Raw genomic sequence first — 15,733 nt, 5'->3', positions numbered from 1 at the left:
GTCGCGGAGGCGTGTCGCCCGCGAAGTCGCGAGCCATGGCGGCTCCGCTTCAAGGACGAACATGGCGGTTCCATCACCGGCACGCTGGCTCCGGCCGAAGTGGCGGGCCTTTTTCGCGTGGTGGATCGAACACGCAGCGAACGTGGTGCTCGAGCCACCTTGCGGCATGAAAAAAAGCAATCCGATGCGATGGGTGCGGTTTGCCTGACCGCGCCCTCGCACCTATATGAGGCCAAACCAGTAAAGAGACGATGACGCTCGCTCCTACACTCAAATCTCCGCACGACCCCATGATGACCCCGCCAACCATTCTTTTGGTCGAGGACGATGGTGCATTGAGGACGTTGACGGCGCGCGCCTTGCGCCAGAGCGGCTTCAATGTGCTGACCGCGGCGACCGGCGCTGAAATGTGGGTCACGCTTCGGGAAGCCACGGTGCAACTCATCGTCCTGGACATCATGCTGCCGGGTACGAGCGGATTCGACCTGTTCCGGCGATTGCGACGAGAAAGCGACGTTCCGATCATCTTTGTCAGCGCCCGTGGAAGCGAGGAGGACCGGGTTCTGGGTCTCGAACTGGGTGCGGACGACTATCTGGCCAAGCCCTTCAGCACGCGCGAACTGGCCGCCCGCGTCAGTGCCGTCCTGCGCCGGGGCGGTGGAAGCGAAACGGGGCAGGAGGGTGCGGCCGATGGGCGAGCATCCGATCTCGTCCGCTTCGACGGATGGCAGGTTTCCCTGGCCCGGCGCGAGCTGCGCTCGCCGAATGGTGCGATCGTCGATCTGACCGGGGCGGAGTTCGATCTGCTCTCCACGTTTCTGGGCTATCCCCAGCGTGTCCTGGGACGCGAGCGCCTGATGGAGCTTTCCCGTTCGCGCATCGGAGACAGTTCCGACCGGAGCATCGACGTGCTGGTCAGCCGCTTGCGCCGCAAGTTGCAGGCGGAAGGCAGCGAACCGCCGATCGTCACGGTCCGCGGCGTAGGCTACATGTTCAGGGCGGAAGTGACCCGCGGCTGATGGCCGGACGCTTCGTTGCGATGTTCCGGCGGCTGGGCCTGCCCGAGCGGCTGCTCGGAATCCTGCTGTTGGTCATCATCGTCGATTTCGTCGCCAATTCGGTGCTTTTCGACCGTGCCAATTCCTTCGAGCTGCGGCGCGACGATGCCGAGCGGATCGCCGAAAATCTGGTGCTGTCCACCCGTATGCTCGAGCGGGCCGAACCGGACAGGCGCGAAGCCCTGGCCGACGCCTTGAGCACGGACCGGTTTTCTCTGGAGTGGATGGCGCCGGGACAAAGGCAGCGGGGGTCGCTTGGCCTTGCCAACTTGCGGGCGCAGGTGGTCGAGATCGAGCCCGAACTCGCCTATGCGGATCTCGAACTGCACCTGGAAGAGCTGCCCGGCAAGGGCAACATCGGCGGCTCGCTGCAACTTTCGGATCGCAGTCTCCTTCGTTTTCATACCCATGCCCACGCCGCCTGGACGCTTACGGCCGGACGCATTGTCAGCATGCTGCTGCCGACCCTGCTGCTGATCGTGCTGGCTTGGGTCCTCTTGCGGGCGACGCTCAAGCCGCTGCGCAACCTGATAGGAGCGACACGTCAACTGGGCTCCGGGCCCCCGAGCCCGGTGCCCGAACGCGGGCCGGACGAATTGCGCAGCCTGATCCGCGCGCTCAACGAGATGCAGGAACGCATCCACCAGTCGCTGCTCGATCGCACGCAGACGATGCTGGCGATCGGTCACGATCTCAAGACGCCGTTGTCCCGAATGCAGCTTCGGCTCGACGACAGCACTCTCGATTCGGATGTGCGTGAAGGGCTCAATCACGACATCGTCGAGATGCGGATGCTGCTGGAATCGCTGCAGGCCTACGTCGATAGCGACGGGCGCAACATTCGGCCCGAGCGCACCGATATCGCGGTCATGGCGGAAACCCTGGTCGATACTGCGGCCGATCACGGCGCCGATGCGACGTATTCCGGTGCCTCCAGCCTCGTCGTCTGCGTGCGGCCGGTCGCCATCCGGCGGGCTCTGTCCAACCTCATCGAAAATGCGATCCATTATGGCGGCAATGCCCGTGTCCATGTGCGTCAGGACGGCGGGGCAGCCGAGATCATCGTCGATGACGATGGGCCGGGTATCCCGGAGGACCGCATCTCCGATGCGCTTCAGCCGTTCGTGCGGCTGGATACGTCGCGTGCCCGCGATACCGCGGGAATGGGGCTCGGCCTGCCGATCGTTCGCAAGGCCGTGCGCATGGAGAACGGCACGCTGGACTTGCGCAATCGTCCCGAAGGCGGACTGCGCGCGACGATACGCTTGCCGCTCGCGCCCAATTGAACCGGCGCTGCGCTGCAGCAAAACTTCGTAACGTTCGCGAACGATGAAGGAAAATCGCGGCATCTAATTCTCGGTCAACGCTGGCGGCACAGGGCCGCCGGATTTGATCAAGACAAGGGTGACCGACGTGAATGAATTGATCGGCCGCGTTTTTCATTTCGAGAAATCGATATTTCCCGCCAACGGCGAACTGTTCGGCAAGTTAACCGCGCATGGGCAGGAACCCAAGGCGCTGATGATCTCGTGCGCGGATTCGCGCATCGTGCCCGAGCAGATCATGCAGGCCCAGCCGGGCGACCTGTTCGTGTGCCGCAATGCGGGCAATATCGTCCCCCCCTATGCCACCATGAACGGTGGGGTCACGTCCACCGTAGAATATGCCGTCGCTGCCCTCGGCGTGCGCGACATCATCGTGTGCGGCCATTCCGATTGCGGGGCGATGAAGGCGTTGAGCGATCCGACGGGACTGGAGGCCATGCCCAATGTCGCCGCATGGCTGCGCCACGGCGCGGCGGCCGAGCATATCGTCAGCACCTGCCATGGCGACCTTGCGGGCAAGGATCGCGTGCGCGCGATCAGCCTCGAGAACATCATTTCGCAGATCGCCCACTTGCGCACCCATCCGTCGGTGGCAGCGGCGATTGCCCGCGGCGAGATGACGCTGCACGGCTGGTTCGTCGATATCCACGCAGGCCAGGTGTTGGGGCTCGACGGTGATACCGGCGAGTTCGTGCCGCTGCGCGAGGACCGCGACCTGCCGGTTGCTCTGGCCGCGCGCGCGCGTATCGCCACTGAATTCGCGGAGGCTGCCGAATGAGCGCTACGCTCGCTGCATCGGGTGAGGAGCGCAGCGGTCTCTTCGCCCATTTCAGCCGTGACTTCACCGCGTCGATCGTCGTGTTCCTGGTGGCGATGCCGCTGTGCATGGGCATCGCCATCGCCTCCGGCGTACCGCCCGAAAAGGGGCTGGTGACCGGCATAATCGGCGGCATCGTCGTGGGTGCGTTTGCCGGTTCGCCGCTTCAGGTCAGCGGACCGGCGGCCGGCCTTGCCGTCATCGTTTTCGAATTCGTTCGCGAGAACGGTCTGGAAGCGCTCGGGCCGGTGCTGCTTCTTGCCGGCGTGCTGCAACTTGTCGCGGGCGCGCTCAAGCTGGGCGGTCTGTTTCGTGCAATCAGCCCGGCAGTAGTGCACGGCATGCTGGCGGGTATCGGCGCCCTGATCGTGATCGGCCAGTTCCACATCCTGTTCGACGCCAAACCGCTTTCCAGCGGCATCGAGAACATGGCGATGATGCCGGCACGCGTGCTGGGCCTGGACTTCAGCGACGTCGCCGCGACCGAACTGGCGCTTGCGCTCGGACTGCTGACCATCGGCATCATGATCGGCTGGGAAAAGATGCGTCCGAAGTCGATGTCGCTGGTTCCCGGTGCCCTGCTCGGCGTGGTCGCTGCCACGGCGATCGCGTGGGGCATGAATCTCGACGTTGCGCGCATCCAGGTGCCTCAGTCGATCGGAGCCGCCTTTGCGTTGCCGACGTCGATGGAATGGTTCGCCCCGCTGGCGAGCCCGGCGCTGATCGTGGCGGCGCTTGCCATCGCCTTCATCGCCAGTGCAGAGACGCTGCTTTCGGCGGCCGCTGTAGATCGCATGCATGATGGCGTGCGCACGAAGTACGACAAGGAACTGAGTGCGCAGGGCGTGGGTAATCTGCTGTGCGGCCTCGTCGGCGCGCTGCCGATGACCGGCGTCATCGTCCGCAGTTCCGCCAATGTGCAGGCTGGCGCCAGGACCAGGCTCTCGACGATCATGCACGGCACATGGATACTGGGCTTCGTGGCGCTCCTGCCCTGGCTGCTTGCCGAAGTGCCGATGGCGGCGCTGGGCGGTGTCCTGGTGGTAACAGGCTGGAAGCTCGTGAGCCTCAAGCATGTGCGCCACTTGTTCAACGCGCACGGGATACTTCCCGCAGCCGTCTGGGCCGTGACGTTCATCCTTGTGGTGACGACCGATCTTCTGACCGGCGTGCTTGTGGGCCTCGCGCTCACGGTGGTCGAACTGCTGCCGCACGTCAGGCACCTGCGCCTCAAGGTCGACGAGCATGACGGCGAAGAGGAAAATCGTCTGGAACTCGAAGGCGCCGCGACGTTCCTCGGGTTGACGCGGCTCAACGCCGCTCTCGAACGCCAGCCCGCGGGCCGACCGGTCCACCTCGATCTCGGCAAGGTCAAGGCGATGGATCACACCACGGCGGAAACCCTGAGCGAATGGATCCATCGTCGCCGTCAGAGCGGTCATAGCGATCGCGTCACCGGGGATGCATCCATTCTGCGTCCGCTGCCGGTCGCTACCTGACAACCTTTCACCTGGAGGCCGGTCACCCTCACGTCCGGCCCCCCAACCTTGCGGGCGGATACGCGGTGCGTGTCCGCCCGGCTTTCTTTTCGGGCACTGATCGCGGGGTGGGCTGGAAACACTTCGTCACAGGGCAGCAAGGAAGACGAAAAACCGTTTGCGTAGGCGGGATGGGCCGGAGTGATACGAAGTCGCCGGCGAGCAGACTTCGGCGCTCCGGTCGCAGGAAGGAACGTGAATAATCACACCAACATGAGGGCGTTCCGAATATGAAAACTCGTCTGCTTGCAGGTGCCGCAGGTCTCGCTGCGGCTTGTCTTGCTGTTGCTTCTCCCGCTTCCGCGCAGGAAATACCCGATTCGATCACGATTTCGGGCAGCGCCACCCTGGTGACCGATTACCGGTTCCGCGGCGTTTCCATGACCGACAAGGAAATGGCGGTGCAGGGCGGTATCGACGTCTCGCACGAGAGCGGCTTTTACATCGGCACCTGGGCCTCGAACCTCTCGGGCTGGGGCACGTTCGGCGGTTCCAACATGGAACTCGACATCTACGGCGGTTTTGCCACCGAAATCGCCAGTGGCCTCAACCTCGATGTCGGTCTGACCTGGTACATGTTCCCGGGCGGCCTCGACACCACCGACTTTGCCGAGCCCTACGTGAAGGTCTCCAGCGACATCGGCCCGGCCAACATCCTGGTCGGCGTGGCCTATGCTCCCAAGCAGGAAGCGCTCGGAACCTGGTACAACAGCGCCGCTTCGGTCGCTTATGACAACCCGGGCGACAAGGGCGACAACCTCTACATCTGGACCGACGCCAGTGTCGGCGTGCCCAACACCGGGCTGACCGTTAAGGGCCACATCGGTTTCTCCGACGGCAACCCGGGCCTCGGCCCCTGGGGCACCAGCCCGGCGCCGACCGGCAAGTACGTCGACTGGATGCTGGGTGCCGATTACGCGCTCGGACCGCTCACGCTGGGCGTGGCCTACATCGACACCGATCTGTCGAAGTCCGAAACGGCGTACCTGCAGCCGAACTTCTCGTCGAGCAAGAACGGCTCGTCGATTGCCGGTTCGACGGTCGTCTTCTCGCTATCCGCAGGATTCTGACCGGCCCACAGGTCAGTACCAGCGGCGTCTTCGCCGCGCTCTGGACGCCCGGCTCCCTGGGGAGGCCGGGCGTTCTTCGTTGCAGCCATGCCGAAGGGAGATTTTGTCGCCTTTGACGCTGTCGCGAAAGTTTCCCTCGGCTATGATGCCGGCATGGTGGTGGCGTGGCTCCAATTCTTCGCATGCATGGCGGTGATTGCGGTCGCGGGTCCGCAGCTGACCCGCAGCGGCCATGCCATCGCCCGTCTTTCGGGCATGTCCCAGGGCTGGGTGGGCCTCATCATGCTGGCCACGGCCACCTCGCTGCCCGAGCTCTACACCGGCATCAGTTCAGTCGCCCTAGCGAATGCCCCGAACATAGCCATGGGCGATGCCCTGGGAAGTTGCCTGTTCAATCTGGTCATGGTGGTCGTGCTGGATGCGCTTTCCCGCGATGAGGCGGTGTGGAGGCGGGTCGATCAGGGGCACATCCTCACTGCGGGATTCGGTGTCATCCTGATCGGATTCGTGGGAGCGTTGCTTCTGGTCGTTCGCGAAGGCTTCGATTTCCGCATCGGTCACGTCAGCCTCTATTCGCCGCTTCTCCTGCTGCTCTATGTGATCGCGATGCGGGCCGCGTTCCACTACGAGCAGCGCCCGAAGGCCCTTGCGCAAGAGACGTACGAGGCCGTCGAGGGCGAGACGCTGGGGCGGGCCGTGCAGCAATATGTGCTGGCCGCGCTGGTGGTTGCCGCCGCAGGTGCATGGCTGCCGTTCGCGGGCCTGGCGTTGGCGGATGCGATGGGATGGAAAACATCCTTCGTCGGCACGCTCTTGGTCGCCGCCGCCACTTCGATTCCCGAACTCGTGGTCACGGTAATGGCGTTGCGGCTGGGCTCGGCGGACATGGCGATCGGCAACCTGCTCGGCAGCAACCTGTTCGCCATTCTGGTGATCGGCATCGACGACATCGCCTACGGTCAGGGATCGATTTTCGCTGCCGCGTCGCCAGCCCACGCCGTGACGGCCTTTGCCGGTTCGATCATGGCCGGCATCCTGATCGTGGCGCTGCTCTACCGCCCCGGAAACCGCTTTTTCGGCGTGATAAGCTGGATCGGGCTGGCGCTTCTGGCCGTCTATCTGCTCAGTTCCTACACCATCTACCTGCACGGGCACTGAGCCTCACCGCACGATACGCCTACCAAAGCGCCGCTTCGCCAGTACCAGCACGGTGGCTAGCACCGCGACCATGACGGCGACGGCGGCCACGCTGCGGGGATCCAGTACCGCGAAGTGGAACAGGTCGGCCACCGGCTGGATAAGGAACAGGGATGCATAGATCAGCCCCGTGACGCCCAGGATCACCACGAACGTCACGTTGTGGCCCGCGCGGTGGTCACCGCCTGCGGTGCGGAAGGAACGGTTGATGAAGACGAGCGTCAGGACCGCGCAGATCAGCCCGGCAAAACACGTCGCCCGGAACTGTTCATGCGCCATGCCCGAGAAGTTCGCCCATGCGGCCAGCGTGACGAGGAAAACCAGGGCCAGGCAGCCTTGCATCACCGACCACCTGAGCAGCGCGCGCGTGACCAGCGGGCTGTCCGGATCGCGGGGCCTGCGCTGCATGATGTCGACTTCTTCGGGCTCGGCCTCGAACGACAGCGAGCAGACGGGATCGATGATCATTTCCAGCAGGGCGATGTGGACGGGGCCGAGGATGATCGGCCATCCGGTCAGCAGCGGCGTGAGGGCGAGCCCGCCGATGGGCAGATGGACGGCGAAGATGAATTCCGTCGCCTTGCGAATGTTGTCGTAGATCCTCCGGCCCAGCCGCACCGCGACGGGGATCGACTTGAAATCGTCGTCGAGCAGGACCAGCGACGAGGCCTCTCGCGCCACGTCGGTGCCGCGCTGGCCCATGGCGACGCCGATATGGGCGGCCTTGAGGGAGGGTGCGTCGTTGACGCCGTCGCCGGTCATGGCGACCACTTCGCCCGCCGCCTTGAGGGCGCGAACGATGCGCAGCTTCTGCTCGGGCATGACGCGGGCGAAGACGGCGATGGAGCCGATCCTTTCGGCCAGTTCCTCGTCGTCGAGTGCGGCGATGTCTTCGCCGGCCAGGATCCCGCCCTTGGTGATGCCGGCCTTGTCGGCAATGGCCCCGGCGGTCGCGGGATAGTCGCCGGTTATCATTACCACCCGGATGCCGGCGCTTTGCAGGGTGCGCACGGCATCGGGCACGCTTTCGCGCAGCGGATCGGCAAGGCCCACCAGTCCGGCGAACGAGAAATCGAACTGGCGCTGGCTGTCGGGCAGGGCGCCTTCTTCCCAGCAGGCTTCGGCGACACCGAGCACGCGCAGGCCGCGCCCGGCCATATCCGCCACCGAAGCTTCGACGGCGCGCAGATCTTCACCCGCCAGCCCGCACAGCTCGGCAATCGCTTCGGGCGCGCCCTTGGCCGCAATGAACTTGCCGTCCTGCTCCTCGCTCGTCCAGACGTGCGACATGGCCAGCAGTTCGGGCGCCAGCGGATAATGGTGATGCAGCGTCCAGCCGCTGTCCTGCCGGTCCTTCAGGTCGACTTCGGGAAAGGCGCTGTCGAGTTGATGAAAGGCCTTTTCCATCGGGTCGAAAGGTTCTTCGGGGCAGGCCAGAATGCCGGCCCGCGCGAGGCCGCGAAACGGCTCCGGAAAGGTGACGCCATCTTCGTCCGGGCGAAAGGCCGCGCCATCCGGCAGACGCAGTTCCTCCACTTCCATGCGGTTCTGCGTGAGCGTACCGGTCTTGTCGGTGCACAGCACGGTCGCCGCGCCGAGCGTCTCGATCGCGGTTCCCTTTCGCGCCAGCACGCGCGAGCGCGACATGCGCAAGGCGCCCATCGTCATGAACAGCGTGAGCACTACCGGCAGTTCCTCCGGCAGCAGCGACATGGCCAGTGCGATGCCTGATAGCAGGGCGTCGACCCAGCCGCCCCGGAGGAATCCATAGAGCAGAATGGCCAGGACACTGACGCCGATGCCGCCCGCAGCGAACCAGCGCACCAGCTTGCGGGTCTGCAGCGTGAGGCGCGGGGTTTCGTCGCCCAGCGTCGTCAGCGACTGACCGATGGCGCCGATGCGGGTTCGCGGCCCGGTGGCGTGGACGCGCATCAGCCCCGCACCGCGCACGACGAGCGTGCCGGAGTAGGCATAGGGAATGCCGTCCCCGCCGGGAACGGGCACTTCGGATGGTTCCTCGCCGGTCAGTGCGGCCTTGCTCACTGCCACGGATTCGCCGGTCAGGATCGCTTCGTCGGCCTGGAGCGTATCGGCCTCGACGATCCATCCGTCTGCCGCCACCCGTCCTCCCTCGCTCAGGACCAGCAAATCGCCGCGCACCACGTCGCGCGAACGGATCGATTGCCGGCGACCGTCGCGGATGACCGTCGCCTGGGGCATCGAGAGATCGCGCAAGGCATCGATGGCCTTTTCGGTCCGGGCCTCCTGCACCACGGCGATCACGATGGTGAGCCCGGCGAACACCATCAGGATCAGGGCATCGTGCAGTTCGCCCAGCACCAGATAGATCGCGCCGGCTGCGAGCAGGAACAGAAGCATGGGTTCGCGCAGGACTCCTGCTGCGACCGCTATGATCGAGCGCTTCTTGGCTCCCGAAAGTTCATTCGGCCCGTCCGCCGCGAGGCGCGCCTCCGCTTCGTCGTGGGAAAGTCCCTGGCAGGTCGGACGGGCGTTGCTATCGGTCATCGCAGGCGCGCAGTGTGTTGGCTATTTGCGACGGGATCAAGATGGCACTTGCCGGGCATTCGGTTGCCCGGGCAACGGCATTGTCTATGATTCGGCTGCGCGGGAAGAGGGGACCTTCAGTGCGGGGCAGGGTGATCAGGCGGGCGGTTTTCGGGGCAACGGTGCCGCTGCTTGCCCTTGCGGGTTGTCCTGCCCTGGCGGGCCAGGGCGAAAACCCGGCCCTGCAGGCCGCGATGGACCGGGCCGAAGCCGTCGACGCGAGCGGCCACCCCCTCGAAGCGGAAGCGGCGTGGCGCACGGTGCTGTCGCTCGAAGACCGGCACGGCACTTCCGATCCTGTGGTCCGCGCCAGGGCCTACAGCCGGATTGCCGACGCCATGTACTATCGCGGCCATCCCGAACTCGGTCAGGTGGAAATGGAGCGCGCCGTGGCCGTGCTGGAGCGGGCAGGTCTGGGGGAGACGGACATGATGTCCGAGACCCTGACCAACCTCGGCGTCTTTCTCAGTGCCCAGGGACATGCCGACCGGGACGTGGCGATGCAGCAACGGGCGCTGGCCATTCGCGCCAGGCTCTATGGAGCCGACGACAACCGGCTGGCGGCCAATTATTTCAATCTCGGCAACGCGCTGTACGAACGCGGGCGGCTGGAAAGGGCGGCGGACAATATCGAACGCGGTGCCGCCATGCGGCTTGCCACCACGGCGCCCGAAGATCCCGATCTGTTCATAACACTGGCCTCGGCGGCGGGCATTGTCTCGGCTGCAGGCCGGCCGGAGAAGGCAATCGACTTTGCGCAGCAGGCAGTCGATCTCGTCAACCGCTATCACCCCGGCCATCCCTATACGGGGTTCGTGCGAGGAGTGCTGGGAAAGGCGTTGGTCAACGGCGGCCGGGCATCGGAAGCCGTGCCAGTGACCCGGCAAGCCATCGACGAACTCGCGCAGTCGATGGGTCGGACCAGCCGTCTGACAGCCGAGGCGCGCTCGGCGCTTGCCAAGGCTCAGGCGAAACTCGGCCATTTCGAGGAGGCCAAGGCGCTGACGCTGGCCTCGCTGGGCCAGAATGATGGCAGCACTCTGCCCGAACAGGTACGCGATTATTTCGCCGCTGCGAACTACGCGGCGGAAGCGGGCGAGGATGAAGAGGCTTTGGCGATTGCGCGGGACGGGCTTGCCATGGCCCGCGAGCGCCTGCCCGCGGACCACCAGGTGCTGGCGCAGATGGCCATGGTCTCGGCGATGGCCAGCGAAAGGCTCGGCCACGATCGAGACGCCTTGCCGCTTTACCGCGAAGCCCGGCGGGTCCTTGCAGAGCAGGCAGAACCGGACCCGCGTCTCCTGATGCACGCGGATGTCTACCTGGGTGGTGCGGAAATTCGCGCAGGTCAGGTGGAGGCGGGCTTTGCCCGCGTCGCGCGCGCGGCAGAGGCACTGGTCCCGCAGATGTACGCAGCGGCCGAAGCGCCCGACCTCGGGGCGATGGACAACAGCTTCTACGATGTCTTTGCCAGGGCCGCGCAGGCCGCCGTGGATGCGGGGCGCACGGCGGACGCCTTTCGCTACTTCCAGCTCGCCTCCTACAACAGCGTCGCGCGTGCAAGCGGGCAGGTCGCGTTGCGCAATGCGGCGGGGCAGGGCAGCGAAGCGGCAGACCTCGTGCGCGCATTGCAGGACCGTCAGCGAGATCTGAGGGCGCTCAACGTACAACTGACGTCGCTGCTGGCCGCGGGCAAATCGGATGCGGCTGCCGAAGTGCGCCGCGCGATGTCCGATGCCAGTGCGGCAATACGGCGCACTCGCGATCAGTTGCAGCGCGTGGCGCCCGGTTTCGAGCAGCTCAACGCCCAGCGGCCGCTCGCGCTGGCAGAGGTACAGGCGCAACTCGGCAGGGGCGATGCCGTGTTCCTCGCGCTGCCATCGCGCTTGCGCACGACGCTTATGCTGATCACGCCGGACGAGGCACAGTCGGCCACCAGCCCGAGTGGGCGGGCGGCAATGCGTGCCCATGTCGCTGCCATCCGCCATTCGATCGACGATGCCCTGCTATCCGATCAGGATCATCTTCCTCCATTCGATCTGGCGGCGTCCCATGCTTTGTACGAGGCCCTGTTCCCGAAGCGGTTCCGCGATCTGGAAGCGCATGTGAAACACCTCTATGTCGATGCCGCCGATGCGCTGGCACAAGTGCCCTTCTCGATACTGGTCACGCGCAAGCCGGATTCTGGCGCCACCCAGGACTTGCGCCGTGTACATTGGCTTATCCGTGAGATGAGCGTTGAGGTGCCCGCTTCGCTGGCGGCTGTGGGAAAGCCTTCCGCAGCCATCGACAGGTACCCCACCTTCGCGGGTATCGGCGCGCCGCACCTGGCGCGCGCCCCCGCCGAAAGGGGCGCTGCGGAAGGGCCGTCTCGCAATGGCAAGGTCGATCTTGATGCGTTGCGCGATCTGCCTCCCCTTCCCGGCGCGGCCGAGGAGCTTGCGCGGATGCACGCCGCGTTTCCGGGGGCACGGGCCAGGTTGCTGACTGGCGACGATGCGCGCGAGGGTCTGGTCAGGCAGATGGATCTGGCCGGTTACTCGGTGCTCGCGTTTGCAACCCATGGTTTGATCGCCGGCGAACTCTACGGTCTTGCCGAACCGGCGCTCGTGCTCACCCCGCCGGAGAAGGCATCGCGCGACGACGACGGGTTGCTCACGGCTTCGGAGATTGCGGACCTCGACATTTCCGCTCGCTTCGTGGTGCTCTCTGCCTGCAACACCGCAACCGGCATCACGCAGGCGGCGCCTGCTTATACCGGGCTGGCCCACGCCTTTCTCTATGCGGGGGCGAAATCGTTGCTGCTTTCCCACTGGCAGGTGCGCGACGATGCCGCGGCCCGGCTGTCGGTTGCGACGGTGCGCGGCAGTGCACGGGGAAAACCCCCTGCAGAGGCCCTGCGCGCGGCGATGCTCGGCCTGATGGACGACGCGCGCGTGCCGGGAAGCGATCATCCCGCCGTCTGGGCCCCGTTCATCCTGGTGAGCCGATAGCCGGAAAAAGGTGCGAGTCCTACCAGCTTGCGGCGTGTTTCCGAGGCCGATGAGCCGAAGCTGATTGCTTGACGACTTGCCGCTTTGGAAATTCGACTTTCTTCCCTGCTGAGACGAGAAGAAAACCATGTAATATTTACTTCCTTTTATACCTTATTCGAATGTTCTCCTAAGTACAGATAATAAGTAAGGTATAAGTAAGTAAATTTTTCATTTGAATCTATCTCAGCGGTCGGCTCACTGGTTTTGCGTACAAATCCGGTGTTGTCATTATGCAACAACTCAAATCTCATGACACATGATCGTCACGGACGGTCTGGAAATGCCGGTGTTGTTTGTATAACGGCCCCGCCGGGGCAGAGTTGGACTCGTTTCCAAATCCTGCATCTATGACGTTTCGGCAACGCCGGGGCGCCCTTGTGGTGCCTGCGTCATACCAAGCCCGTAGTCAGCACAGGGGAACCATTATGTTGAAGCATTGCAGCGGCGCGTCCATCGGCGCGCTGGCAATCGCTATCGCCGCGTCGGGCACCGCCCACGCTCAGGAAGCCGCGCCGGCCCAGCGTCAGGGTGGCATCACCGAAATCGTCGTTACCGCGACGAAGCGTACAGAGAACCTCCAGGACGTCCCGTTGTCGGTCAACGCGCTCGGCGGCGAGGAACTGGATAACCTGGGCGTCGATACCTTCGACGACTACCTCGAGCAGCTGCCGAGCCTGACGGCCGGCGGATCGGGCCCGGGGCAGAGCACGATCTACATTCGCGGCCTCGCCTCGACGACGCCGAACCTGACGACGGCCGGTGTCGCCGGCCTCGCGCCCAACGTCGCCATGTATCTCGACGAGCAGCCGCTTTCGCAGCCGGGCCGCAACCTCGACGTCTATGCCGCCGACCTCGAGCGCATCGAGGTTCTGGCCGGTCCGCAGGGCACGCTGTTCGGCGCCAGCTCGCAGGCCGGCGTGGTGCGCCTGATCACCAACAAGCCCGATCTTGCCGGCTTCGACGCTTCGGCCAAGGCCGGCGTGTCCTTCACCAAGGGCGGAGAGAGCAGCTACAAGGGCGAAGTCATGCTCAACGTGCCGGTCACCGACCGGTTCGCGCTGCGTGGCGTCGTCTTCCTCGACGATCAGGGCGGCTACATCGACAATGTCTACGGCACCCGCTCGATGGCCGACAGCGCCCGTTTCCGTCCCGAAGGCACGGTGCGTTACAACGGCGTGCCGGTCAGCGCGCGGCGCGCCGGCTTCCAGCAGAACGCCGACCTTTCGAACGTGACGTTCATCGAGGCGGACAACGCCCGGCTGGTCGAAGACAACTTCAACGACACGCTGTACTCCGGCTTCCGTGTCAGCGGCCTCTACGAGTTCAACAACGACTGGAAGCTGACCGTGGCGCACATGCGCCAGAGCGTGGAATCGGACGGCGTGTTCTTCGCCGATCCGGAGCTGGGCCTCGACAATCTGGACATCCAGCGCTTCTCGGATGATCGTCTCGAAGACGATTTCTCGAACACCTCCTGGACGGTCGAAGGCCGCCTTGCCGCGCTCGACATCGTCTACACCGGTGCTTACACCGACCGTGAAACCGATCAGAACGTCGGCTATTCCGACTATCTCTTCGTCGGCCAGTACATCCCGTACTACATGTGCGATACGGCGGTTTCGTACCCCGGTTATGTCGCCTCCGCACCGGCGGACCCGACGTGCTATGCGCCCAACCTTGCCGTGAAGTCGCACAGCGAGACGAGCGTGTTCACGCAGGAACTGCGTTTCAGCACGCCCGAGGAAAACCGCATTCGCGCCACCGCGGGCGGTTTCTATCAGAATCTCGTGCTGAAGGAGCGCAACGACTACTATTACGCATCGGAAATGGTACGTGGTTCGGATGGCGTCACGACCGGGTTTGCGCCGGTCTATCCCTTCACCAATACCGAGGTTACCGGCACTGTCGGCAATGCCTATCCGGGCTACTTCAGCGATCCCGGCCCGCTTCCCGAAGGCGTGGGCTTCCGCAACGACGTGAAGCGTACCGACAAGCAGTGGGGCATTTTCGGCGAAGCTTCCTTCGACATCATTCCTGACGTGCTGACCATCACCGGCGGTGCGCGGTACTACGACGTCAAGGTCGATCTCGAAGGTGCTGCAACGTCTGCCTTCTGCAAGCTCAATTCGCCCATCTTCGGTGCGAATGCGGGTGTGGACCCGGCAGATCAGGTCAACATCCCCGGCTGCGGCGGTACCAACCTTGATCTGAAATACGGTCCCGACCGTGCGCCGGGTGTTCCGGGTTCGGCCAAGACGAACGGTACGATCTTCAAGGGCACTCTGACCTACAAGCCCATGGACGACGTGATGTTCTACGCCACGTATTCCGAAGGCTTCCGTCCCGGCCTGTTGAACCGCCCTGGCGGCGCGAATGGCCCGGGTGACTACGTCGTGCCCTACGCGCTCGATACCGACGAAGTGAAGAACTACGAATTCGGCTGGAAAATGCAGGGATTCGACCGTCAGGTACGCTTCAACGGCAGCGCCTACTACGTCGACATCTCGAGGCTGCAGACGACCATCTTCGATCCCAGCATCACCAACCTGTTCTTCTCGGACAACGCGGCCGATGCACGTATCTACGGTGTCGAGGGCGACTTCACCTTCGCACCCTATGCGGTACCGGGGCTGACCCTCGCCGGCGCGTTCTCGTTCCTGAACACCAAGGTCACCAAGGTGCTCGTCCCGACCAACGACGTGCGTGAGGGCTTTGACCTCGCCTACGCGCCGAGCTTCCAGGGCAATCTGCGCGTGCGGTACGAATGGGATCTGGGCGACACCGGCATGGTGGCCCATGTGATGCCGCAGGTCGTGCACTCCGGTTCGAAGTACACCGATATCATCGACATCAACCGTCTGAAGCTGGACAGCTACACCACCTTCAGTCTGTCGGCCGGTGTGAAGAAGGACCAGTGGAGCTTCGAAGTCTATGGTGAGAACCTGACCGACACGCGCGCCGAGATCGCGGGCTCGTTCAACTTCGACCGTCCGCGCATCACCACCAACCGGCCCCTCACGGTCGGTATGCGTGTGGGCTGGCACTACTAAGCCAGTACATTCGTCACGCTGACGAAAGTCGGGCGGCAGGCAGGGCCAAGGGGGCCTTGCCTGCCGCTTCCCGTTTGC

The 15,733-nt window shown here is 64.5% G+C and carries 9 protein-coding genes; 8 read left to right on the top strand and 1 reads right to left on the bottom strand.

Annotated elements, in window-relative coordinates:
* Positions 1-293: 293 nt before the first annotated feature.
* The 6 genes from LK12_RS03265 (at position 294) to LK12_RS03240 (ending at position 6,966) form a co-directional block, all read left to right on the top strand.
* Positions 294-1,019: a response regulator transcription factor gene (locus LK12_RS03265; RefSeq protein ID WP_039280214.1), complete on the top strand. Its 726-nt coding sequence runs from the start codon at positions 294-296 to the stop codon at positions 1,017-1,019.
* The gene (locus LK12_RS03260) at positions 1,019-2,344 is read left to right on the top strand and encodes an ATP-binding protein (RefSeq protein ID WP_039279250.1); all 1,326 of its coding nucleotides are present in this window, start codon (positions 1,019-1,021) and stop codon (positions 2,342-2,344) included. Before LK12_RS03265 ends, LK12_RS03260 begins: the two co-directional genes overlap by 1 nt.
* 127 nt (positions 2,345-2,471) lie before the next feature.
* Positions 2,472-3,161, top strand: a complete 690-nt coding sequence (locus LK12_RS03255) for a carbonic anhydrase (RefSeq protein ID WP_039280212.1) — start codon at positions 2,472-2,474, stop codon at positions 3,159-3,161.
* Positions 3,158-4,699 carry a SulP family inorganic anion transporter gene (locus LK12_RS03250; protein WP_039279248.1) on the top strand — a complete coding sequence of 514 codons (1,542 nt, stop codon included), beginning with the start codon at positions 3,158-3,160 and terminating at the stop codon, positions 4,697-4,699. The genes LK12_RS03255 and LK12_RS03250 overlap by 4 nt, the downstream gene beginning before the upstream one ends.
* 269 nt (positions 4,700-4,968) lie before the next feature.
* Entirely contained in the window at positions 4,969-5,808 is an 840-nt protein-coding gene (locus tag LK12_RS03245) for a TorF family putative porin (protein WP_039279245.1), read from the top strand.
* Between the two features lie 87 nt (positions 5,809-5,895).
* Positions 5,896-6,966 (top strand): sodium:calcium antiporter, encoded by a 1,071-nt coding sequence (locus tag LK12_RS03240; RefSeq protein WP_231568219.1) that lies wholly within the window; start codon positions 5,896-5,898, stop codon positions 6,964-6,966.
* Between the two features lie 3 nt (positions 6,967-6,969).
* Here LK12_RS03240 and LK12_RS03235 read toward each other — a convergent pair whose 3' ends face one another.
* Positions 6,970-9,531 carry a cation-translocating P-type ATPase gene (locus tag LK12_RS03235; RefSeq protein WP_039279243.1) on the bottom strand — a complete coding sequence of 854 codons (2,562 nt, stop codon included), beginning with the start codon at positions 9,529-9,531 and terminating at the stop codon, positions 6,970-6,972.
* 119 nt (positions 9,532-9,650) lie between these two features.
* Here LK12_RS03235 and LK12_RS03230 point away from each other — a divergent pair, with 119 nt between their 5' ends.
* Both LK12_RS03230 and LK12_RS03225 read left to right on the top strand, forming a co-directional pair.
* Positions 9,651-12,563, top strand: coding sequence for a CHAT domain-containing tetratricopeptide repeat protein (locus tag LK12_RS03230; protein WP_197063445.1), 2,913 nt, complete (start codon positions 9,651-9,653; stop codon positions 12,561-12,563).
* Positions 12,564-13,030: 467 nt separating this feature from the next.
* Positions 13,031-15,655 carry a TonB-dependent receptor gene (locus LK12_RS03225; protein ID WP_039279237.1) on the top strand — a complete coding sequence of 875 codons (2,625 nt, stop codon included), beginning with the start codon at positions 13,031-13,033 and terminating at the stop codon, positions 15,653-15,655.
* Positions 15,656-15,733 lie beyond the last annotated feature (78 nt).

Origin of the sequence: Novosphingobium malaysiense (genome assembly GCF_000802225.1) — a bacterium.
Lineage (GTDB): Bacteria > Pseudomonadota > Alphaproteobacteria > Sphingomonadales > Sphingomonadaceae > Novosphingobium > Novosphingobium malaysiense.
The sequence above is the reverse complement of the archived record's forward strand: the minus strand, read 5'-3'. Positions and strand labels throughout refer to the sequence as shown.